Here is a 22111-nt window from a genome sequence, read left to right as displayed (position 1 = left end):
CATTTACTAAGAGAGGGATGATCGTGATGCGTAATGTAAAGGGGAATTATAGTTATTGGGGCAAGGAGCAGGCCCGCAGAAGGGAAATTCAAGCGACGCTTCGCGAGAAGTTCGAGCTCTATGATTTCGATGAAATTGTATGGAAACCTGGACTAATCATGCCATTCAAACGCTATAAATTAGGGAAAGTGCTTCGTAACGGACTGAATGAGAACGACAGGCAGAGGGAGTTCCTGCAATATGATGTCGAAGTTGTGGGGATAGAAGGTCCGGAAGCGGAGATAGAGCTGATGCAGCTGGCGTGGGGTGTGTTCCGAACGCTTGCGATAAAGATTAAGTTAAAGTGGAACAACCGGCGGTTTTTGACAGAGCTGTTGGAGGCTGCTGCCGTTCCAATCTCAGATGCCAGCGCGGTAATGCTTGCGCTGGATAAGCTGGCGAAAGCTGGGGCAAACGCCGTGAAAGAGGAGCTCCAGATGAGTGGACTGACGGATAAAGTAGTGTCCGCGGTTATGGAGTTGATAGTGAACGAGGAGTCTGGCTTGGAGCAATTAATGGAGACGTATAGCCTCGAAGGCGGCGCGGGAGCGAACGAGGTGCTGGCTGTACGGAATATGCTGCGCGCAATCGGACTGGAAAAGGAGTGCGTGTTTGACCCGTTTCTCTCTCGTGGTCCGTCGGATTATACAGGAACGGTATATGAGGTGTTTGAGGCTTCTGATGATGGCTGTACACTGAGCTTAGGAGGAGGCGGAAGGTATGTCGACGCTTTTGCCTGGCGGTTGATCAATGGAGAAGAGGCTGCATACAGCGCAGCTCGGATGTCCTTTGAGGTGGAGGCTATTATGGATTTGCTTGAGAAACGAGTGGTAGAGCAGGCTCATGCAACAGTCGTACTCATACCGCTGAACGTAACGGCGGCAGCGCTGCTTCAGACGGCAGCGGAGCTGCGCGAAAACGGCATCAGGGTGAGGCTTGATAAGAGTGGACAGCAGTTGGAAAATAGTTTGGCATCGCTGCCGGGTAATGGTATTCGTTACGCGTTGCTGCTTAACGAGCGCAATTGGCAGGCGGGATCGGTGCGGCTGCTGGATTTGGCGGAGCAGACGGAGAGAGAAGTAAGTGTAGACGAGGCAATCTACATCATCGGTGACTGCTATAGCTCGCGATATGAGCAATTGTTCAGCTGCTAGGCGCGGCAGGACATGGGAGGTCAGAGGCTTCGTATACAGTGAAGCAATATGAAGGTATTGACTGCTCACAAAAAGAGAGCACCCAAAAAAGCTGCCGGAGCTTCCGGCAGCTTTTGACTTGTGAAGCGCTTTGAGATTAAGCGTGCGTTGGAGCCTTCAGCAGCTTCTGAATGTGGCTTTCGATTTGCTCTGGTGTATCCTTGGAGCCAAAGCGTTTCAATACTTTCCCGTTCTGATCGACGAGGAACTTCGTGAAGTTCCACTTGATTGACCGTGAGCCGAGGAAACCTCGGGCTTCGCTTGTCAGGCGCTGGAATAACGGGTGTGCCGTGCTGCCGTTTACGTCGATTTTGGCATAAAGCGGGAAGGATACGCCAAAGTTGATCTCACAAGCCTCGGCAACCTTGCTGTCCTCGCTAAGCTCTTGGTTAGCGAATTGCGAGGAGGGAAATCCTAATACGGAGAAGCCTTGCTTATTATACGTATCATGAAGCTTTTGGAGACCCTTGAACTGGTTGACGAAGCCGCATTTGGTAGCCGTATTGACGATGAGCATAACCTTCCCTTTATAAAGGGCGAGAGTTTGTGCCTCTCCTCTGATCGTTTTTACTTCGATATCGTACAAGGACATGATAAAACCTCCAATGACTTTTACTTATATTTTTTATAATTTAATTGTACACAATGTAAAAAAGGGTGTCAATCAAAAAAAAGGAGACCGCCCAGAAAAAATGGGCAGCCTCCGTATTTCGGTTCTATTCAGGATTAATAAATGACGTCAGCAGCGCCGGCTTGAATGAGCAGCGCTTTTGCTTCTTCCTCGTAATCCGTATCGGCAGAAAGCAGGTAGCGTCCTTGCTCAATCGCGTCTCCGGCAGTTTTGGCGAGTTTATCGGGAATGCCGATGCTCTGCAGGACGTCTTCGGTTCGGGTATCGTTGTCGGCATCGAGCGCGCCGGTAACAAAACCGGCGGGACTTCCGCCTGCGACGCCCGTTCCTCCGACAGCATAGCCGCCGGTTGCTAGCGGTGCTGCTCCAAGTGGAGCAACTACTCTCTCGCCGCTGCGTTCCTGAGCTTCCCGAATGTCATAAACTTCGTCAACCGGAATGTCGGTCTGGCCTGCCAGCAAAGGTGCGGCTTCCTTATTTTTCACTATAATTTGAAGATTTTGTTTGTCTGTCCGTGCGGCTTGGAGCAATCTAATCGCTTCTAAGACGTTTTCTTCTTTCTCGAAAATACCGATGGTCACCGTCATGGGTGAGCCCTCCTCTCGCTTCTAAGCAAATATGAGGTTACATCTCCTTATACCCTTCCCTCACTGCTTTGAATCGAGAAGCCGGTGTGATTAGCAATACCGAGCTTCTTATTTGGACGCGGCAAAATGCGAAACCTCGTTTATTTCCGCAATTTCATCTACAGACAGCCGGAAATGCATAGCCTTCACATTTTGCTCGGCGTGATGGATTTTGGAAGCGCCCGGGATGGCGAATACGGTATCGCCATGCGCATGTATGAGCCAGTTGAGAGCGACTTGGGTGGCAGTAGCGTCGTAAGCTATGGCAATTTGCTCGAGCAAATCAATAAGCGGTCTTGAACGGTTCAGGCTTTTGGCTTGAAAAGCTGGGCTCCATTTGCGGGGGCCTTTAATAGCCTTGACCAGTGCCGAATCATGATGGAATTTCCCGCTTAGTATGCCCTGCTCAAGCGGAGAATAGGCAATAATCGCACAGCCAAGCTGCTGAGCGGTTTCTAGAATGCCATTGCGCTCAATGCGTCGGTCGAGCAGGCTGTATTTCACCTGATTGGAGGCAAGCCGCAAGCCGTGCTCGCGCAGCACGCGATCGGCTTCTATCATTTGCTTAGCAGAGAAGTTGCTCACGCCGACGTGCTGGATTTTGCCTGCTGCCGCTAGCTTGGCCATTTCCTTCATCTCACTGCTGACGGAGGAGAGGGAGAAGGGCTGATGAACCTGATGCAGATGAATCGTCCTGCCTTCCAGCAGCCTAATGCGCTCTTCGATCGTCGTGCCGATGCTGCCCGCAGTCCGGAATAGCGGCCACCATTTGGTTGCAATATAAACAGGGTTTTCTGATTGAATCGTTTCTCGCAAGGCGCGTGCGAGCAATTGCTCGGATTGTCCGTTCCCATAGATCTCAGCGGTGTCAAACCAATTGATCCCACCCTCGAAGCTCGTTCTCACGATGTCGTTAATAAGACTGCCCTCTAGAACAGGCCAGAACTTTCCTACAATCCCCTTGCCATTGCTGAACTGCCAGCAGCCTAGTCCAAGTGGAGATAATTGCAGCTTCGTTGGACCGAATGGCCGTAGAACGGTTTGATTCATCGCTATTCCTCCTGTTTCGCTAATCGCTAATGGCGGCTATTATTGCGGCGTTACGTTACTCTTTATTGCTGCTATGCTGTATTTTTTGTAAAAATTGATGCATAATCGCAAGCAACCCAGCTGCTTCCTCAGGTGTGCCATCCAACATGCAAGCCAGCTGATTAGGGAAGTCGATTGCCTGCTCCCGCAGCGCTCTGCCTTGAGCGGTCAGCTCTACCAGCACGCTCCGCTCGTCATTGCGGTCACGTGTGCGCGTCAGATGACCTGCAGCCTCCAGTTTTTTGAGCAGCGGCGTCAATGTGCCGGAGTCCAAGTAAAGCTTGTTGCCTAATGCGGTAACCGTTACATGATCCTCTTCCCACAAGGCGAGCATCGTTACATACTGTGTGTAAGTAAGGTCTATTTTCTCCAGCATGGGCCGGTATAACTTGGTGATCTCCCGGGAACAGGCGTAGAACGCAAAGCAGATTTGATTATCCAGTTTCAATATATCTTGGTTTTCCATGTTGTTATCCTCCGCTCGACGGCAAGCGCCTAGAGTTGCTAGTCATTTATCATAATTCCTAAGTTTAACAAAATTAAATTGTGATAAATATAATAATAAAGTTTGCTTCAGGGGCTGTCAATCAAGGCGATGCAGCGTTATATTGAAGTAAGAGACGAAAGTATGCGATACGTACTGCGTTTATTCAAGTGAAGGAGTGATAGCGATGTCCCATACCGCAGAAGAGGTTGCAGCATGGATGCTGGGCGAGTTGAAGGAAAAAGGGATTTTGCATCAGGGTGAGGCAGTGGCGCATATTAAAAGCCATTTCGGTGAATCGTTTATATATGTGAATGAGCATGGCAACGCATCGATTGATAAAGAGGTTAAAAAGATATTCCGCAAGCTGCATAAAGGGAAAGCGGCGTGGGAGAGAGATGGCTTCTTCTGGGGCTGGAGCTAGCTTTGCCGTAGATGGAGAGGCTCGCGCCTAAATGCAGGAGAGCACTTGACAAAGGTAACTGTAACTATTAAACTTACAGTAAGAAGTTGAGCGGTAAGGCGTCAGTTGAAAGAAATGCGGCGTCTTCCTTTCTAGCCTAAGTGTACGAGAAATAGGTACAGTTACCGGGTGATCTTACTAATGGGGATAGGTGGTGTTGGAAGATGAAATTCAACATAAGCGACTGGGTACAAGGGAAAACGAAAGACGGCGAGCTAATTCACGGATTTGTCGAAACGATTGATATTTTGCAAGGGTTCGTCACTGTAAATGTTGTTAAATCAGATAACGAGGAAGTCATCGGCAAAATCGTTGCTGTTCGGTCATCTTGGCTCAAAAACGTATCTGACATCCCTTTAGACGATGCCCAAGTTTTTCAGAATTCAATCGACTTGGCATTAGATACATGGGATGAAGCTTGGTTTATGGAGCTTACGAATACGAGGAATGCAAGCGAGGGCGCAGGAAAAGCGGGAGACCGCTCGAAGGTCTATCCGTTCCCGGCAAATCGACTGGGGCAATCCGCGTAAATTTTCTTATCGGCTGATTAAGCCTTGGACATAGCGTGAAATAGAAAGGATGATGCAGGCCTTGCGCCAAGCATCATCCTTTTTGTATAGATGTGCTAGTTATTGAAGCTGGATACCAATCCCCCGTGCATTTGCACGTTCTACGAAATAGGCTGCAGTGGCCAAGTCGAATACAGCCATCCCCATCGGGCAAAACAATACAGGCTCCTCGCTTCGCACGTCCTTCAGGGCGTGACGGCAAACGACGTCAGACAACGTTAGTGTCTGCTCTTTGGTCAAGCCGCGTTGGAGATGGAGGAGCTCGATATCCGTATTCTCGCGGCAGACCTCTTCCCAATCGTCCACAACAATCGCATGGACGCTGCTTAAAGCGGCCGTATGGAAATCCCTTAAAGATACATCAAGCAGCAAACAGCCTTTCTTCGGTGATACATTGATATACCGTTCCTTGCTCACTGTGCACGTAATGACGACATCGCATTCGTTGTATAGCTGCTGCCAGCTTGCCGCGACTTGTGTCAGCTCGCGAAGATGGGTGTCCACGCGATCAAGATCAAGGCTGTCCACCCGGCATTCTCTAATATCGAATAAATAAATCTTATCGATTCGTTCCTTATAGATTTGGCAGCACATATCGTAATGCAGCCGGCCTACTGGCCCGAAGCCGATAATGCCAAGCTTTATGCGGCGATCTTCGCCCTGTGCGTTTAAATAATGGCGGAGGAGCAAGCCGCTGACAGCTGCTGTTCGCGCTGCGCTTGGCAGGGGGGTGTTCAGCATGGCGCGCGGAACGCCTGTGGCGGCATCATTGAGCAGCGTGATGCTGTGGGCGCGCGGCAGACCGGCGTCGAGGTTGCCGGGAAAGCTGGCAATCCATTTGATTCCCGCTGTTTGCACGCTTCCGCCAACATAAGCAGGCATCGCGATAATCCGATTCGCGGGGTTGTGATAACGGAGATAGGGCTTGACGGGCTGCTTGTAGTCTCCCGAATCGATGATCCGTACCGCATTTTCCATGCTGTCTACAAGTGCCTCCCAGTTAAGTCCGATCATGCGGATGTGCTCATCGCCGAGATATAACACAAGCATTGTCCTCTCTATCCTGAACTGTCTTTATGGTACGGCGTATATTAAGTGTTGATCTATAAGATATAAGTGATGTTGTCGGAGCATTCATTCGCAAGGCATTGACTCTCCGAATTGCTGCTCCACCCACTCCGGGTTGTATACGGTATCCATGTAGCGCTCGCCGCGATCGTGAATAATAACTACGCATATGGCATTATCGGGCAATTCATGCTCGATTGACTTTAAGGCATGAATAACAGCGCCAGTAGAAGGGCCGGCTAGAATGGATTCCTTCATAACGAGCAGTCTGCAGCCAGCAACCATGTCTTGGTCTGCAACCTTTATGGCGCGATCCATGAAACTTGTTTGGGCAAAAGGCGGAATAATTCCTGCTCCGAGGCCGGGGAATCTGCGGACACTATTCGCGCCGCCTAATATAACGCTCCCCGCAGCATCGACGGCAACCACCTTGGTTGGGAGGTTGTGATCTTGGATATATTGGGCGCATCCCCGCATAGTGCCGCAGGTGCTCACCCCGCCGACTATGTAATCGACATGGCCCAGCTCTTCGATAACCTCTCGCATCGTACCTTCATAATGGGCTAAATAGTTGTTCTTATTCGCATATTGATTAGGCCAAAAGCTGCCGGGATTAGCCGCGAGGAGCTGCTGCACCCGAGATAGCCTTGCCGGCAGAAATTCGCCTGTACCTTGATCGGCTTCCGTAACCAGCTCAATTTCGGCGCCGTAGGTACGCATAATTCGAATGTTCTGCTGCGTTGTCTTAAGATCGATAACGCTGATGAATCGCATGCCGAGATAGGAGCACAGGGCAGCGAGGCTAATGGCCATATTGCCTGAGCTGGACTCAATAATGACAGAGCCGGGGCCAATTAATCCTTCGTTCCACGCCTTGTCGAGTATGCGTGCGGCGGGGCGATCCTTTGCGCTGCCGCTTGGATTCAGCAGTTCAAGCTTGGCAAATACTTGTATGCCGCGATCGCTCGCGAACAGCTTTGAGAGCTGGACGATCGGTGTATTTCCAATGATCGACAACATGCTTTTCTTCATGGAGACAGCCCCCTTTTTAGAAATATAGCTTTTTGGATTTGACTGTCCCTCGTTCAAGCTGCTCGTTTTCTGCCGCGCGGGTGACAGTGATGCCTGCAAGGATTCGGTTCTGAATCATTTGTCCGATTTCACTAATTTTATGCTCGATAGCATGCTGAATGTGAGCGAGCATCTCCTCTTTCAATGAATGGCTTCGTATATGGATGGAGAGCTGGTTGTGCACGAGCTTCACGCGAAGCTCGGCATCGTGAACGAATTGATGCACGACGCTCTCGATATCATAAAGGCTGATTTTTTCACCGTGCTTCAATTCAGGCCCAATCCGTTTTGAAATGCAGCTGAAGGCTTGGCGAGGTTTTCCGTTAATGGTGGCGGTTTGAAAATCACGGACGACATCATAAGTCACGTATCGGATGGCTGGAAACATGGACCGTATATAGGAGGTGAGCACAAGGACGGCTTCATTTCCTTGGAGCGGCTCGAATCGATCGTCAATTTGTTCGGCAGGCAGTGCCTCGGCGCATAGGGTTTCATCGATGATATATAGCCCGAGCTCATGGGAATAAGAAGCGATTGCGCCGATCTCGATAGAGCCGTAAGTATCTAAAATATCAGTAGGCTCGATTCCGAATCGCGCGGCAATATGTGCTTGCCATTCGATGGGGGCGATTTCGCCGACAAGAATGATTTTCTGAATGCCGAACAGCCGAGGGTCGCCTGCTTCAGCCGCGATGGCATCAAGGATGGATGGCATTGTGTAGAGTAGATCAGGCTGGAATTGTTTAAGCTTGGCGATATGCGCTTCGATCGGCAGCTCGAAGGACAGGGATGCTGCCTGCCAGCCGAGTCGGCTGAAGATGGCAAGCGCGGTGCTTGCGGCATGCCCGGTACCCATGTCGGCTAATGCTTTGTGAACGATGGCTGGATTTTTGAGCCACTCGCGGTAAGAGACCATTTTTGCTGTGATATATCCTTCGTCATCCTCTTTGGAATAATAAATCGCTTTTCGAATGCCGGATGAAGTGCCTGAGGTTTTATAGACGGACAGCTCCGGCTCGGGCCTAGCTGCAGAGGTGAAATAATGGTGGTTAAGCACATCGGCGGTCATGAGCGGCAGCTCGGTTAGCTGATTCTCTTGAAGCTGTATTTGAAGCGGATGCCGTGCAAGCAGGCTGCGGTACCAAGGGTGGTAGCGGCAGGTGCTTTCAACTAGCTTTTCCAGCGGATAGATGGGCGGCATGGGGTATTCCTCCTCAGGGACATGCATCTAGGTTGGTCGATTACTAAAGCATATGTCGCATCCGCGTGCAGGTTCGACTTATGACGACAGACGCCTATATCCATTTAGAAGTGGGTTCGTATGTTAATAAGAGTGAATAGATGAACGGAGGGACGAGGTGGAACAAAAGCCTGGAGAGCGTGCGCTCGGAAGGAAGGGAAGCCGCCGTGTGGCGGACAAATGGGCGAAATCGGAGGTGCTGCGCGGAGACGTTGGCCTTGCGCGGCATTTGCCGCAGACGAAAGTGATGACTGAGAAATCTTTGGATGAGATGCTGCGAAAGTGGCGAATGGTGTACGTTAAGCCGATACGGGGATCGCAGGGGAACGGCGTCATGCGGGCTGAGCTGAAGTCGGGAAGTGGGGGAGGCCGTGTTGGACCGAGGTATGTATACCAGCTCGGAGAGACGCGACGGACCTTCAGCACTTATGCTGCATTTTATCGGTCAATTCTGGAAGTGACTAAGCGACAAGGATATCTGGTGCAAAAAGGCATTCGTATGCTTAAGCATGGCGGAAGGCCATTTGATATCAGGCTTGTTATGCAGCGGTCGCCTCGAGGGGTGTGGGAGGCTACGGGGACGCTCGGGCGAGTGGCTCATCCTCGCAAGATCGTTACGAACGGAAGTCAAGGTGGCACGATATATCCGACCGCATATTTGCTAAAGCCCTTTGCCAGCAAGGCTTTGCGGAGCGGGATGCTCGAAGGGATGGATAAACTTGCGATAAGAGTAGCCAAGCGGCTTCATGGGGCATATCCAGGTATTAAAGAGCTGGGGCTCGATCTTGCGATTGATCGCCAGCTGAAGCCGTGGATTTTGGAGGTGAATACGGTACCTGATCCGTGTCCGTTCACGCTGCTGGAGGATCAGTCTATGCTGCGTAAGATCGTTCGCTATGCCAAGGCTTACGGCAAAACCTATCGCCTACAATGCAAGAAAGCAAAGCGTGGAAAGCGATAGGGTGTGTAATGGCGTGAGTAGGCGTGAGTAGGGGAGAACAGGAGTGCTTGCGGCGACCATTCGGCGGCGTGTGATTGAGCTCGAATAGAGGCTGTAAGTGAATTCCGCGTTTGGGTAGGCTCGAAAGGAGGTTGTAAGCGCAAATAGGTTCTTACAGCAGAGGATTAACCTTGGTTAGCGTTCTGTAAGCACACGGGTGCGCTTATAGTGACCATTCGGCGGTTGGCAGGCTTGAAAGGAGGCTGTAAGCGCAAATAGGTTCTTACAGCAGGGGAGTAACCTTGGTTAGTGGTCTGTAAGCACGCAGGTGTGCTTACAGTGATCATTCGGCGGTTGGGCGGGCTCAAAAGGGAGCTGTAAGCGCAAATAGGTTCTTACAGCAGGGAAGTAACCTCGGTTACTGGTCTATAAGCACACAGGTGTACTTACAGCGATCATTCGGCGGTTGGGAGGCTCAAAAGGGAGCTGTAAGCGCAAATAGGTTCTTGCAGCAGGGGAGTAACCTTGATTAGTAGTCTGTAAGCACACGGGTGCGCTTACAGCGATCATTCGGCGTTAGTGTGAGCTCGAAAGGGGGCTGTAAGCGCAAATAGGTTCTTGCAGCAGGGGAGTAACCTTGGTTACTGGTCTATAAGCACACAGGTGTGCTTACAGCGATCATTCGGCGGTTGGGAGGGCTCAAAAGGGAGCTGTAAGCGCAAATAGGTTCTTACAGCAGGGAAGTAACCTCGGTTACTGGTCTATAAGCACACAGGTGTACTTACAGCGATCATTCGGCGGTTGGGAGGACTCAAAACGAGGCTGTAAGCACCGATAGGTTCTTGCAGCAGTGGAATAGCTTTAGTTAGTGTTCTATAAGCACGCAGGTGTGCTTACGGAACGGGAAGTGCATCTTAATAATCTAGAAGGCGTCCATTATCATGCCATTGACCGTACATTTTATTTTCTTTCGTATTTGCAATAAATTTGTTTAATCGACTCTCGAATAACTCGGGCTGATTTTTATAGCTTTGTATCGTGTCGATCCGAATTCTTTTATAAAGAGCTGGAAACGCCAAAAAATTCTCGTATACAAGTCTTTCCTCTTTTAGCCGTTGTTCGATAACACGATCTATTTTAAAAGAATCGAGGTCCATATCAGGAAGCACCTTTCTTCCTTCATCGCTCATTAGACCCAACTTTTCGAGTCGGCGTACACGTTCTTTATTCAATTCTGTCCAAGAACTTCTTTTACTTCGAGGAGACAGTCTTTGTGCGAGCTCGGTTTCGGATACCTTCTTTTTAACGCCGTCGATCCATCCAAAACATAATGATTCTTCCACAGCGTCCAAATAGAGCAGCAAATCCGGGTTTGGTGTCATGCTAACAACGACCCAGCAAAATTTTTCGGTCTTGCCATTCTCCTGCAGCCAACCCCTCAAATCTTCTCTCGCTCTTACTGTAATTAAATTTTCAATTCCCATAGACGAAAAGTGCTCCTTTCAAAGTATGGAGAGTAATTAGATACATTATAGAGCTTGCGAGTCTAGTTTATGTCATGTGATGAGCACAAGGATATAATGATACATACCTTCATGATAGCAAAATCGGCTTATTTCTAGTATAAAATGGCGACAAAACTACCTTGAAAAATGTTCGAACTGTTAAAAAGTTAATATGTATCTGTCATCTTAAAAAGTTGTCTTTGCTGTCTTTATCGTAGAAGTAGATATGTAAGGGGATGCAGAATGGCTAACTTTGCAATGGAGATTAGGCCCAGTTACCTCAAGAGAGCGAGGCTGCTTTTGTTTTTGGGATTGAAATGTAATTACCATAGAATAAGGATCGTTTTTTGAGGAACTTGGAACTCTTCAGCCAGCGTGGAGGCAGACAAATCTTCGTGTTTAAGCAGCCTATAGATCATTGAGATCAAGTGTTCCAGTTTCAAATGTGTCCCTACCCGTCATTTCATTTCATATTTCTGGGCATTATTATATCACAAAATATTGTCCGCTAATGTGGGGATTAACTATCTTCTTTTTTGTGGATGTGGGCTATTTTGCGGATACTGAATACGATTATGCTGTCTGGTTTCATGCTACGTTTGAACGGCTGCGAAAGGAGGGTGTAAGAACAAATGTGCTCTAACAGCAGATGAGTAACCTCGTTTAGTGTGTTGTAAGCACACAGGCGTACTTACAGCGATCATTCGGTGTATGAGGGAGTGCGAAAGGAGGTTGTAAGATCAAATATGCTCTTACAGCTGGAGTAACCTCGGTTAGTTTGCTGTAAGCACCCAGGCGTGCTTACAGCGATCATTCGGTGTATGTGCGAGTGCAAAAGGAGGCTGTAAGTACAAATGTGCTCTAACAGCAGGGGAGTAACCTCGGTTAGATTGTTGTAAGCACCCAGGCGTGCTTACAGTGATCATTCGGTGTATGCGCGAGTGCGAAAGGAGGCTGTGAGCACAAATATGCTCTTACAGCAGCGGAGTAACTGGCTTTTGTGTGCTGTAAGCACCCAGATGTGCTTACGGCGATCATTCGGTGTATGCGCGAGTGCGATAGGAGGCTGTAAGAACAAATACGCTCTAACAGCAGGGGAGTAACCTCGGTTAGTTTGCTGTAAGCACATATGCGTGCATACAGCGATCATTCGGTGTATGCGCGAGTGCGAAAGGAGGCTGTGAGCACAAATATGCTCTTACAGCAGCGAAGTAACCTCGGTTAATCTGCTGTAAGCACGTATGCGTGCTTACAGTGGTCATTCTTACAGCGATGATTGGCGATTAATCTGCCAGGAAAAGCGACTCCATGGAGAAGGCGGTGCGGAAGCGGAGGCTTTCGACGGGATCGCGGAGATCGCGGCCGGTGAGCCTCTCACATTTGTCCAATCGGTATGTGACTGTGTTGCGGTGGACGAACAGCTGCTTCGCAGTCTCTGCAAGCTGGCAATGTGTATTGTAGAAGGTGCTAAGCGTCTTGAGTAAATCACTGCGCTCCTTCCCCTCAATGCTCAGTAGGTCCTTGAACGTTTCCTCGTAATATTCTTTAAGCTCTTCCTTGGGTATTAACCGGAGCAGATTATTGAAATTTTTGGCGTGGTAAGGCTGCACGAATTGTTTCTTCCTAGCGTCGTAGCCCGATTGAAGTGCTTCTATAGCTTCCTTGTAGGACAAGGGGATATGGGGGAGCTGCAAGACGGGATTGCCGATGCCCATGGAAATCGGAATGCCGTGAAGCTCGCTTAGGCTGCTGACCATTTTCTTCAATTGCTCGATAAACTTGTTTTCTTTGCCGGTTGTAACATCTTGGCTCGCATGCAAGGCTACGAGAAAACAGAAATATTCGTTTTTGGTGAAGAGAACGAACCGGAGATCCAGCTTCGAGAATTCGCTTTTCAGCAGATTGTAATGGCGATCGCGCTCCGAGATGAATCGGCCGTCGGTCTCCAGCGCACTAGCTGGACGTACGGGGTCGAACGAAGTATCGCGCTTGGCAACCACGCTTATGTAGACGGGGTGGCCAAGCAGATCGTAGTTTTTGCTGCGGTGAATAAGCTCTTGCTCCGATGTAATTAATCCATCCACAAAGTCGGAGAAAAACTCGTTTTTGTAGCGCCGTGAACGCTCCTTGACGGCTTGCTTCTTCATAAGCTCAAGTCCGATGACGTTGGTGGCCTGCTCCATAGCATGCTTCGTTAAATTGCTGAAATGTTTGCTGATATCGCTGGTTAGCGCAATTAAAAAGCCTTCAAGTTGGAAGGTGGCAATCGGATGCAATTCGGCGCTCGAATAGAGCGTTCCTTTAAAAGTCGGTGTAGGAAGCGCAATTCTGAAGGAGCTGTGCAGCGCAGGGGATGTTAACTCTGCTTGCAGTTCGGCTAACAGCCCATGGTAGAGCTCTTCGGTCATGGAGCTTGAGTGAAACAGCAGTCCACCATGTGAATTCATAAGCATAACGGGTGAGTTGATTAGAAGGGATAGTTCCTCGATCACGTCTTCCGTGCTTTTGCCTTGCATGATCATTTGCGAGAATTGCTTATGTGTCGTTAATGCGTAATGCAGCTCATCGGTACGTTTCTCCAAAATATGACTAAGCGAGTAGTTGGATATATCACCCAATGACTGCTCCAGAGAAAGCTCGATAATCGGGAACTGCAGCCGCTCCGCGCATTGCAGCACATCCTCAGGAACCTCTTGAAGAAAACGTTTGGTTTTAATGGCAAGTCCGGCACAGCCGACCTTGGCCATATTGGTTACGAGTGACAAAAGGGCCTCGGGCTGATCCTTCATCGCATATCCGGTTGTAAGCAGCAGCTCCTGCGGCTTCAAATAATGAATAATATCAGGAGCGTCCATGATGTTGACCGATTGGACGCTGTTTGTCATGCCCTCATGTCCGGCAACCACCTTCGCATTCGCATAAATAGGGAGAGAAATAAGCTCTTTCAGAAGCATGACAGCACCACCTGTAAATTATATGTTAGTTTTTATAACATCAATATATCACCTATGCCGTAGGGTGTAAATGTATGTTTGTTTAGGATATTCAATGGATTCAGGATATTTTTAGCTATGATGCACAATGACAAGAGGAAGATATCCGTTTATGATGTAGCTATACATCACCGATACATGTAATGAAAGCTAACAACAAAATGGATTGGGGTTGGGGAAATGAAATTGGTTGTGAATCAAGTAGGGAAGAGTTTCGGCACAAGAACGATACTGAAAAACGTAGATCTTACGGTGGAATCACACGAGTTTATATGCATACTTGGCCATAGCGGATGCGGCAAATCGACGCTGTTAAATATGATTGCAGGTTACCTTCTTCCGGATAACGGCTCCATAACGGTAGACGGAGAAGAGATTAAAGGGCCATCCAAATCAAGAGGGATGGTGTTTCAGGATCATGCACTTTTCCCGTGGATGACGATCAAGGACAACATCGCTTTCGGACCAGAGGTGCAGAAGATGCCGAAGGTAAAGGCGAAGGAGACGGCAATGGAGTTTCTGAAGCTGGTCGGTCTGGAGCAGTATGCGAACCATTATCCTGGCGAACTGTCCGGCGGGATGAAGCAGCGGGTTGGTATCGCGAGGGCGCTTGCAAGCAAACCCGACATCCTCCTCATGGATGAGCCGTTCGGCGCACTGGACGTGCTGACAAGGGAGTCGATGCGGATGGAGCTTCAGAAAATATGCAGCCAGCTTAAACCGACAATTCTGTTCGTTACGCACAGCATTAGCGAAGCAGTCTACCTCGCTGACCGCGTTGTAGTCATGAAACATGGCGAGATCGCAGAGATCTTCGATGTTGGCATTAAGCATCCACGCTCCTCGCATTCTGCGGGCTTTGGCGAAATGATGAGCCGCATCGAGCGCGTGCTCATGGATGAAGAGCATCTGGAGCTAGCGCAGGCAAAGGTGGGGTCGTAATGAACGGTGCGAAATTATCTGCCGTAAAGGAAGCGGGCGCTGGTGGTGTTTCTTCGATAACGTCAACACCGGTTGTGGGTAAGCAGGCGCGAGGCAAGCAGCCATCTGCCATTAGCCGTTTTTTTCAGAAATACAACATACTCCCGTCCATCCTATTCTTCGTTTTCTGGGAGGTATTCTCGCAGGTTAACGAAACGGCTAAGTTTTTTAATCCAAACTTCCTGCCCGCGCCGTCGCTCTTGGTGTCCGAGGGCTGGGAGCTGGCGAAGACAGGCATTATTACGGACAGCTTGATCTCCAGTACGATCCGGATTGCGCTTGGTTTTGTTATCGGAAGTGCGGCTGCTGTATTGCTTGGCGTCATCATGAGCAAGTTCAAGACGGTCGAGCGTTGGTTTTCCCCGATTTTGAATCTTGTCGGTCCAATCCCGACGCTGGCGCTTTTGCCTTTGTTCATTATCTGGTTCGGGATCGGAGAGTTTCCGAAGGTGCTGCTTATCGCGTGGACGACATTCATTCCGGTATTGGTTTACACGCTGGACGGCTTCAAGTCTGTGCCGTCAACACTCATTCGTTCGGCGCTTAGCCTGGGAGCGTCGGAGCGGCAGATTTTTACGAGAGTCATGCTGCCGTCGGCCATCCCGAATTTTCTCGTAGGTGCGCAAGTTAGTCTGGGCTTGTCTTTCTCGGCCCTTATCGTCTCGGAAATGATGGGTGCCAAATCGGGACTAGGCTATATCATCGTGGATGCCCGGAATTATTTTAAGATATCGAATATGTTCATAGCCATCATTCTGATCGGCTTGGAATATAGCTTGTTCTCCTACCTGTTGAAGCTTGTTGAGAGGAGGGTCATGTCTTGGCGCAAAGGCGGACTTCGAGATGCCATCGAGAAGTAACACTGACTGTGCGAGGCTGGCGGATGACGAGGGAAACGGCATGATGCACTAAACTACAAAGAGAATAGTGGAGGGAATACCTATGAAGAAGTCCGGAAATTGGTTCAAATCTGCAATTGTACTTACGTCGTTAACCTTTGTGCTCGCTGCCTGCGGCGGCAACAACAATGCGCCTGCAGCCGTGAATGAAGGAGCGGCATCGAATGCGCCAGCCTCCACAGAGCTTGAAATGGTCGATCTTACATTGGTTGGCGTTCGTGACGCTCAAATATCTTCGCAGCAGATCATTGCCGACAAGCTGGGCTATTTTAAGGAAGAAGGGCTTAACGTAACGAGCCAGCTCATCGAAAGCGGACCCGACATTGGACCCATGGTTGCTGGAGGCAGCGCGCCGGTAAGCATTCAAACGAACTTTATGGATATTATTCTTAAATCCACGGATATTCCGGTCAAAATCATTGCCCCGCTTGCTCAAATCGCCGGTACACAAGCGGTTGTCGGTTCAAGCAAGCTAGAGCTGAAGAGCGCGAAGGATCTAGAAGGCAAAACGATCGGAATTCCTAGCGGCGCCGACGTTACGATTGCGATCAATAACATGGCCAAAGAGCTTGGTGTAGACGCTAGCAAAATCAAATATGTCAACCTGGCTCCGAGTGACGCGGTAGTTGCTTTGGAAAAAGGCGACATCGACGCATTGGCTGCTTGGGAGCCGTTCATTACGAAAGCGATCCAAGGCGGCGGCAAATTCCTCTTTAGCGGAACAAAAAGCGAATTGCCTGACAAGCAAGGCGACGTGAACTGGATGAGCGTGCATACGACGATCCAGGTCTCCGATGATTTCCTTGCTAAAAACCCGAACACTTTGAAAGCAGTTTTGCGCGCTTTGAAAAAAGCGACGGATTACATTAATGACAACCGTGAGGAAGCAATCAAGACCCTTGCTCCCGAGCTGCATCTGACGGTGGAGGAATTGACGCAAATCATGTCCCGCAACGTGTATGCCATGGAAGTGGGCGACACTTACGTGAACGGAAGCAACGGACCCGCTGTCGGCGAGTACTTGAAGTCGGTAGGCAACATCAAATCGATTCCGGCTCCTGCTTCCTACCATGACTTCAGTTTGCTGAAGGAAGTAGACGCAAGCCTGATCGTGACTGAGTTGAAATAGGAAGTGCAAGTCTGAACGTGATAGAGCCGAGATGGTAAGCGTAAGCCTGAACGTGACTGAACAAGTAGATGTAAGTCTGATCGTGAACTAGACGAAATTGTAAGTGAAGTATGATCGTGACTGCTTTGCTAATGGAAGAAAGTCAGAACGTGATAGAGCTGAGAAAGTAAATCTAAGCCTGATCGTGACTGCTTGCTAATGGAAGAAAGTCTGAACGTGATAGAGCCGAGATAGTAAACGTAAGTCTGATCTTGACCGAGTTGAAATAGGAAGTGCAGGTCTGATCGTGACTGAACTGGTAGATGTAAGTTTGATCGTGACTGAGCTGAAATCGTTAATGTAATCGGTAAGCGGGGCGCAGGCCGTTCGTTAACGGCTTGCGATCTTAGGCTAACAAATCGGGCCGCGGACCTCGTTGTCTGCGGCCTATCTTGTTTGTTTGCTTGAACTGGAAGCTTGACCGTTAAAGTGGCAATAAGCTCATTGCTCGTGAGCGGTGATAACGCTCATGGGTTATGAGGTTGCATTCACTATAAGTGTACAAGGCTGGTTGACAAAAAAAGTAACGGCAGCTTCACTATTTGATGATAGTTGCTCATAAGCTTCAACAGAGGCCGAGCGCGTACTGCATGCAGGAACCATGATTGCACCATGAAAGGCGGAGAGTGGAATGACGGGAAATGAAAAGCTTGACTTGATCATAAAAAACGGCAGCGTTGTGTTGAAGAACGAAGTGAGGATACTAGATATCGGCATCAAAAACGGGAAAATTATTCAGCTTGGAGAAGGGTTGAACGGCGAGCTTGCAGAAGAAACGCTTGATGCCTCGGGCCTCACCGTCATGGCGGGCATGATCGACGTTCATGTTCATTTGAATGAACCCGGCTTAGGCGAATGGGAAGGCTTCGTGACGGGCTCGGCTGCCCTGGCTGCTGGCGGCTGCACGACTTATATCGATATGCCGCTTAACGGCATTCCTCCTACGGTTACGGTAAGCGCCATGCAGCAGAAGCTTGCATCTGCCAAGGACCGATCTTATGTGGATTATGCCATTTGGGGCGGGCTTGTCCCTGGAAAGCTGCAGGAGCTTATTCCGCTGCATGAAGCGGGAGTCGTCGGTTTCAAAGCGTTTATGTCATCGCCAGGCGATCCGAGCGAGGATGCCTTCCGCGAAGTGGATGATTACACGCTGCTTGAGGGCATGAAAATCATTGCAAGCGTGGGCAAAGTGCTTGCACTTCATGCGGAAAGCGAGCCGATTGTGTCGAAGCTTGGCCGGGATATGAGAGAAGCGGGACGATTGTCGCCAAGCGATTATGTCGCTTCAAGGCCAATCGTAGCCGAGCTGGAGGCGATCAACCGTGCGCTTTTCTATGCGGAGCAGACCGGGTGCGCATTGCATTTCGTGCATATCAGCAGTGAGGCAGGCGTTCGTTCCATTTTGCAGGCGCGTGAGAGAGGGTTGGATGTAACGGTGGAAACCTGCCCGCACTATTTGGTTTTGACAACGGCGGATTTAGAAACGAAGGGAGCGGTTGCCAAATGCTCGCCGCCGCTGCGCGATGCTGCTGAGCGGGGGAGACTGTGGGATGCCATCGGAAAAGGCCAGTTTGATATGATTTCGTCAGACCATTCGCCTTGCCCGGTCTCAATGAAGGAGGCTGACAACTTCTTCGATGCTTGGGGAGGCATTGCGGGGGCCCAAAGCTCCGTAGAACTCATAGTTGGAGAGGGATATGTGAAAAKGGGTCTTCCGCTCACGTTGCTAACCGACCTGCTTTCAGGAGGGCCGGCAAGGAGGTTTGGACTTCAGGACACGAAGGGCGAGATCAGAATTGGCTTAGACGCGGACCTTGTCTTGCTTGATTTGAAACAGACATATGTATTGGAAGAGAGTCATTTGTATCAAAAGCATAAACACAGTCCCTACCTGGGCAAAGAGCTGCATTGCCGAGTCAAGGCGACTTACCTGCGGGGGCAAGCGGTATATGGCGAGAATGCTGGATTAAGTGAAATGATGCGTGGACAATGGGTTAATTAGATCCGGCAGGAGAGATAGGGGGAGCAGCTATGGAGCGAAATGTACGTCTCTCACTGCAAGATAAGGAACGGATGCTGTCCTATTTTGAAGCAGAGGTTATGCAGGTGCTGAACTGGTTGGCAGCGTTCAGTCCGGATGAAGAAGGCGGCATTACGCGGCTGCTTTATACAGACGGCTGGCTGGAGACACAGCAGGCATTAGCGGTCAAAATGGCAAGCTACGGCTTGTCGACTTCATTTGATAACGTAGGCAACTTATTCGGAAAATTACAAGGCGAGGATAGGGATGCGCCTTCTATTATAACAGGCTCGCATATCGATACCGTTGTGCAAGGCGGTATGTATGACGGAGCTTACGGTATTGCAGCGGGCCTGATTGCGCTTGATTACTTGCATAAGCACTACGGAAAGCCGAAGAGGACGCTGGAGCTAGTCTCTCTGTGCGAGGAGGAAGGCAGCCGATTTCCCATGGCTTACTGGGGCTCCGGGAGCATAGTTGGCAAACGGAATTTTGAGCAAATTGTTCATCTGCAGGATTCTTATGAAGTGTTTTTCGCGGATGCCATGCAGCGGTGCGGCTTTGGTGAGGGGGCGGCAAGAGACAGTCGCCGCCATGATATYGGTGCCTTTATTGAGGTTCACATCGAGCAAGGGGCAGTGCTTGAGAAGGAAGGCATTGCAATCGGGGTAGTAGATACGATTGCGGGTCAGCGGAGGTTAAAGTTCGAGGTAGTCGGTGAATCCAACCATGCGGGAACGACGCCGATGCATATGCGCAGAGATGCGTTGGAGGGCGTCAGCATGATGATTCAGACGCTGCGCCAAGAGACCATTCGTATAGGCTCCCCGCTCGTGGCGACGGTTGGCAGGCTGCAGGTACAGCCGAATGTGCCGAACGTCGTACCGGGCAAGGTTATATTTACGGTAGACGCACGTCATGCTGACGAGGCGGCGCTTGATCGCTTTTGCCGCTGGGTGCTTGGGGAATTTGCATCTATTGCAGCTGACAGGCAGCTTGAGCTGCATGGCACGGAATGGTTTCGCGAGGAACCGGTGCCGATGAATGAACGGCTGAAGCAGCAATTGGATGCTGTGTGCGGCGAGCTGTCGATTTCCTCGAAGCGGATGATCAGCGGGGCTGGGCATGATGCGCAGATGTTCGAGCATATTTGCCCGACGGCCATGCTGTTCGTGCCGAGCAGACGGGGAATCTCGCATTCGCCGGAGGAATATACGGAGCCGAGCGAGCTCGCGGTCGGCGTGCTCGTCTTGACGGAGCTGCTCTATCGATTAGGCTATGAGGGGGAAGAGCTATGAAGGTGTATAAAGATTTGGCGCCATCGCCGCGTACGATCATGACGCCCGGCCCGGTCGAGGTCGATCCGCGCGTGCTGCGAGCGATGTCCTACCCGATACTCGGACAATTTGATCCGGAGTTTACGGCTTTGATGAATGAGACGATGAGTATGCTGCGGTTGCTCTTCAAGACGGAGAATGAATGGGCTTTCCCGGTAGACGGAACGTCGAGGTCGGGCATCGAGGCTGTGCTTGTCGGACTCATTGAACCCGGTGACAAGGTGCTTGTGCCCATTTACGGGAGGTTCGGGCATTTGCTGACGGAAATCGCCGGGCGCTGCGGTGCCGAAGTCGTAAAGTTGGAAACGGAATGGGGCACCGTGTTCGCTGAGGAAGAAATCGTCAGCGCGATAAGGAAGCATCAGCCGAAGCTCGTGGCTCTTGTCCATGGGGAGACTTCGACTGGACGTATGCAGCCGTTAGCTGGGATAGGGCAGGCATGCAGGGAAACGGATGCGCTGTTTGTTGTTGATGCAGTTGCTACAATAGGCGGCGTTGAAGTGGCTACGGACCAGCTGCTTATTGATGCCGTAATTGGCGGCACGCAAAAATGCTTGTCCGTGCCGGCCGGCATGGCACCCATTACGTACAACAAAAGGGCAGAGGCGAAGCTGCAAAGCCGCAAGCGAATTGAGAGGGGGCTGCTGCTCGCGGATGGCGAGGATGATCCGCTGCTGCGTCCGATCCAGAGTAACTATCTAGACCTGAGCCAGCTTCAGGACTATTGGAGCCCTGCTAGGCTGAACCACCATACGGAAGCGACGTCCATGCTCTATGCGCTGCGCGAGGGATTGCGACTCGTAATGGAAGAAGGCTTGGATGAGCGTTTTGCCCGGCACCGCGAGCATGAAGGCGCGCTGATCGCCGGATTGGAGGCGATGGGGCTTCGGCTTTATGGGGATCCAAACTGCAAAATGACCGTCGTCACCTGTGTTGAGATACCTGCTGGAGTAGATGGAGAGTCGGTCCGTTCTATGCTGCTGGACCATTACGGCATAGAAATCGCCAGCTCCTTTGGTCCGCTGAAAGGCAAGATATGGCGCATTGGCACAATGGGCTACAGCTGCAGCAAGCGCAACGTGCTGCTTACGTTAGGCGCGCTCGAAGCTGTATTGCTGCGTCACGGATATTCGCTGCAAGCGGGCGAAGCGCTGCAAGCGGCGATGGACGTTTACGGGATGTAGCTGAATTGTTTTGCTGTTGTTGTTGTTGTTGTTGTTGTTGTTGTTGGAGCCTGCTCAATCTTTCAGAGATGAGCGGGCTTTGTTTGCTGGTGGGCTGGCTTGCTAGTCAACGGACTGACGATCCACCAACTAACTAACCAACCAACCAACCAACAACCAACAACCAACAACCAACAACCAACAACCAACAACCAACAACCAACAACCAACAACCAACCAACCAACCAACAGTCAACCAATCACAGCATTGTACATTGCACTTAGTGCAATAGAATCACGTAAAAAAGGCAATTTTCCAGACTACGATGCAGAAAGTGCAACAGAAACAGTCATACGAGTGAGATATGGGCTGCAAAAGTGCCTTTCTATTGCAAAAACTGCAACGTAGCAAAAGCGTGGTTAGTTAAACGACGAATAGAGTGTACAAAGTGCAACGTAGCTAGGGTGGTCGGATGGGGGGAGTGTTAGAAACCAGTAACCAACCACCAACCACCAACCACCAACCACCAACCACCAACCACCAACCACCAACCACCAACCACCAACCACCAACCACCAACCACCAACCACCAACCACCAACCACCAACCACCAACCACCAACCACCAACCA

The 22111-nt window shown here is 50.2% G+C and carries 19 protein-coding genes and 1 pseudogene; 10 read left to right on the top strand and 10 right to left on the bottom strand.

Annotation, left to right across the window (positions count from 1 at the left end; genetic code table 11):
• The first annotated feature begins 26 nt into the window (after positions 1–26).
• A complete protein-coding gene (locus AB4Z29_RS26690; protein ID WP_441946095.1) occupies positions 27–1193 on the top strand; it encodes an ATP phosphoribosyltransferase regulatory subunit in 1167 nt (388 codons plus the stop codon).
• A gap of 136 nt (positions 1194–1329) precedes the next feature.
• Here AB4Z29_RS26690 and AB4Z29_RS26685 read toward each other — a convergent pair whose 3' ends face one another.
• The 4 genes from AB4Z29_RS26685 to AB4Z29_RS26670 form a co-directional block, all read right to left on the bottom strand.
• On the bottom strand, positions 1330–1824 hold the full coding sequence (locus AB4Z29_RS26685; protein ID WP_441946017.1) for a glutathione peroxidase: 495 nt from the start codon (positions 1822–1824) through the stop codon (positions 1330–1332).
• A 134-nt stretch (positions 1825–1958) separates the two neighbouring features.
• Entirely contained in the window at positions 1959–2450 is a 492-nt protein-coding gene (locus AB4Z29_RS26680) for a hypothetical protein (RefSeq protein WP_441946016.1), read from the bottom strand.
• Positions 2451–2558: 108 nt separating this feature from the next.
• Positions 2559–3539, bottom strand: coding sequence for an aldo/keto reductase (locus AB4Z29_RS26675; protein WP_441946015.1), 981 nt, complete (start codon positions 3537–3539; stop codon positions 2559–2561).
• 55 nt (positions 3540–3594) lie between these two features.
• Positions 3595–4044 carry a MarR family winged helix-turn-helix transcriptional regulator gene (locus AB4Z29_RS26670; RefSeq protein WP_441946014.1) on the bottom strand — a complete coding sequence of 150 codons (450 nt, stop codon included), beginning with the start codon at positions 4042–4044 and terminating at the stop codon, positions 3595–3597.
• A 205-nt stretch (positions 4045–4249) separates the two neighbouring features.
• Here AB4Z29_RS26670 and AB4Z29_RS26665 point away from each other — a divergent pair, with 205 nt between their 5' ends.
• Both AB4Z29_RS26665 and AB4Z29_RS26660 read left to right on the top strand, forming a co-directional pair.
• Positions 4250–4486, top strand: a complete 237-nt coding sequence (locus tag AB4Z29_RS26665) for a DUF6953 family protein (protein ID WP_441946013.1) — start codon at positions 4250–4252, stop codon at positions 4484–4486.
• Between the two features lie 203 nt (positions 4487–4689).
• Complete coding sequence (locus AB4Z29_RS26660) at positions 4690–5055, top strand: hypothetical protein (RefSeq protein WP_441946012.1); 366 nt, start codon at positions 4690–4692, stop codon at positions 5053–5055.
• Between the two features lie 99 nt (positions 5056–5154).
• On the opposite strand, the gene AB4Z29_RS26655 is transcribed toward AB4Z29_RS26660, so the two are convergent.
• The 3 genes from AB4Z29_RS26655 to AB4Z29_RS26645 all read right to left on the bottom strand — a co-directional run bounded on the left by AB4Z29_RS26655 (position 5155) and on the right by AB4Z29_RS26645 (position 8434).
• Positions 5155–6144 (bottom strand): 2,3-diaminopropionate biosynthesis protein SbnB, encoded by a 990-nt coding sequence (locus tag AB4Z29_RS26655; protein WP_441946011.1) that lies wholly within the window; start codon positions 6142–6144, stop codon positions 5155–5157.
• Between the two features lie 84 nt (positions 6145–6228).
• Entirely contained in the window at positions 6229–7194 is a 966-nt protein-coding gene (gene sbnA / locus AB4Z29_RS26650) for a 2,3-diaminopropionate biosynthesis protein SbnA (RefSeq protein WP_441946010.1), read from the bottom strand.
• A gap of 16 nt (positions 7195–7210) precedes the next feature.
• Positions 7211–8434: a hypothetical protein gene (locus AB4Z29_RS26645; protein ID WP_441946009.1), complete on the bottom strand. Its 1224-nt coding sequence runs from the start codon at positions 8432–8434 to the stop codon at positions 7211–7213.
• Between the two features lie 157 nt (positions 8435–8591).
• Here AB4Z29_RS26645 and AB4Z29_RS26640 point away from each other — a divergent pair, with 157 nt between their 5' ends.
• Positions 8592–9434, top strand: a complete 843-nt coding sequence (locus AB4Z29_RS26640; RefSeq protein WP_441946008.1) for a YheC/YheD family protein — start codon at positions 8592–8594, stop codon at positions 9432–9434.
• A gap of 893 nt (positions 9435–10327) precedes the next feature.
• Here the strand turns inward: AB4Z29_RS26640 and AB4Z29_RS26635 are convergent.
• The 3 genes and pseudogenes from AB4Z29_RS26635 to AB4Z29_RS26625 form a co-directional block, all read right to left on the bottom strand.
• Positions 10328–10897 (bottom strand): YdeI/OmpD-associated family protein, encoded by a 570-nt coding sequence (locus tag AB4Z29_RS26635; protein WP_441946007.1) that lies wholly within the window; start codon positions 10895–10897, stop codon positions 10328–10330.
• A gap of 359 nt (positions 10898–11256) precedes the next feature.
• Positions 11257–11361, bottom strand: a pseudogene (locus AB4Z29_RS26630) (helix-turn-helix transcriptional regulator); the annotation flags it as partial.
• An 840-nt stretch (positions 11362–12201) separates the two neighbouring features.
• A complete protein-coding gene (locus tag AB4Z29_RS26625) occupies positions 12202–13872 on the bottom strand; it encodes a PucR family transcriptional regulator (protein ID WP_441946006.1) in 1671 nt (556 codons plus the stop codon).
• Between the two features lie 219 nt (positions 13873–14091).
• On the opposite strand from AB4Z29_RS26625, the gene AB4Z29_RS26620 reads away from it, so the two are divergent.
• From AB4Z29_RS26620 to AB4Z29_RS26595, 6 genes are all read left to right on the top strand, one after another.
• Positions 14092–14853: an ABC transporter ATP-binding protein gene (locus AB4Z29_RS26620; protein ID WP_441946005.1), complete on the top strand. Its 762-nt coding sequence runs from the start codon at positions 14092–14094 to the stop codon at positions 14851–14853.
• On the top strand, positions 14853–15752 hold the full coding sequence (locus tag AB4Z29_RS26615; RefSeq protein WP_441946004.1) for an ABC transporter permease: 900 nt from the start codon (positions 14853–14855) through the stop codon (positions 15750–15752). Before AB4Z29_RS26620 ends, AB4Z29_RS26615 begins: the two co-directional genes overlap by 1 nt.
• A gap of 82 nt (positions 15753–15834) precedes the next feature.
• The gene (locus AB4Z29_RS26610) at positions 15835–16920 is read left to right on the top strand and encodes an ABC transporter substrate-binding protein (protein WP_441946003.1); all 1086 of its coding nucleotides are present in this window, start codon (positions 15835–15837) and stop codon (positions 16918–16920) included.
• A gap of 670 nt (positions 16921–17590) precedes the next feature.
• Entirely contained in the window at positions 17591–18961 is a 1371-nt protein-coding gene (allB, locus tag AB4Z29_RS26605; RefSeq protein WP_441946002.1) for an allantoinase AllB, read from the top strand.
• Positions 18962–18990: 29 nt separating this feature from the next.
• Positions 18991–20277, top strand: a complete 1287-nt coding sequence (gene allC / locus AB4Z29_RS26600) for an allantoate deiminase (protein WP_441946001.1) — start codon at positions 18991–18993, stop codon at positions 20275–20277.
• The gene (locus AB4Z29_RS26595) at positions 20274–21500 is read left to right on the top strand and encodes a pyridoxal-phosphate-dependent aminotransferase family protein (RefSeq protein ID WP_441946000.1); all 1227 of its coding nucleotides are present in this window, start codon (positions 20274–20276) and stop codon (positions 21498–21500) included. The genes allC and AB4Z29_RS26595 overlap by 4 nt, the downstream gene beginning before the upstream one ends.
• The last annotated feature ends 611 nt before the right edge of the window (positions 21501–22111 follow it).

Source organism: Paenibacillus sp. 2TAB23, assembly GCF_052115165.1.
In the GTDB taxonomy this organism is placed as follows: domain Bacteria; phylum Bacillota; class Bacilli; order Paenibacillales; family Paenibacillaceae; genus Pristimantibacillus.
This window is presented reverse-complemented; position numbering and strand designations above follow the sequence as displayed.